The organism is Psychrobacter sp. 1Y4 (assembly GCF_051847555.1).
This window is the reverse complement of sequence record NZ_JBPYDE010001107.1, coordinates 1-530: the sequence shown is the minus strand read 5'-3', so window position 1 is coordinate 530 and position 530 is coordinate 1. Positions and strand designations below refer to the sequence as shown.

Below are 530 nucleotides of genomic sequence, written 5' to 3'. Positions count from 1 at the left end.
TATGCTATCTAATCATGGCGATGTCGCTATACGGAGCTTCAAAGGCGTGCTCAGCATGAAAGATGCTAATCTTACTCAAGGTAAAAGCTTCAATGTTCCGTTGATACAATTCAACCCAGCTATCGAGCCAGAACAATCTGGCAAAATCATTATCGAGAGTAGTATTGAGGACATCAATGTCATGCGTGCGATCAAAAACCCCAACGGCATGACAATCGAGATTGAGGAAGGCACACTTATATTAGCAGATGATCGAACCGTTGAGTTTGGCAGCTCACTGTGATTTAGTACTTTATATTGCACTAGATAGTAGCGGGACTAAATGAACTGAAGTGAGATAGGAATCCTTTAGTTATACGGGATACAGTCAAAGGTGGCTAGGATTTATCTGATTGCCTGAACTGAGAGCACTTATAAGTTATTCTGCACTAAATAGGCAGTGCAAATAGGTTTCAAAGATAGTTGTAATTTATTCTGCACTAAATCGGTACACAGTCATACATTAAAGGCGATCAGTATGATGATTATCA

1 pseudogene is annotated in these 530 nt (G+C 39.8%); it reads left to right on the top strand.

Annotation, left to right across the window (positions count from 1 at the left end):
* Positions 1-283: pseudogene (locus ACS8FC_RS20655) on the top strand (hypothetical protein); the annotation flags it as partial.
* Positions 284-530 lie beyond the last annotated feature (247 nt).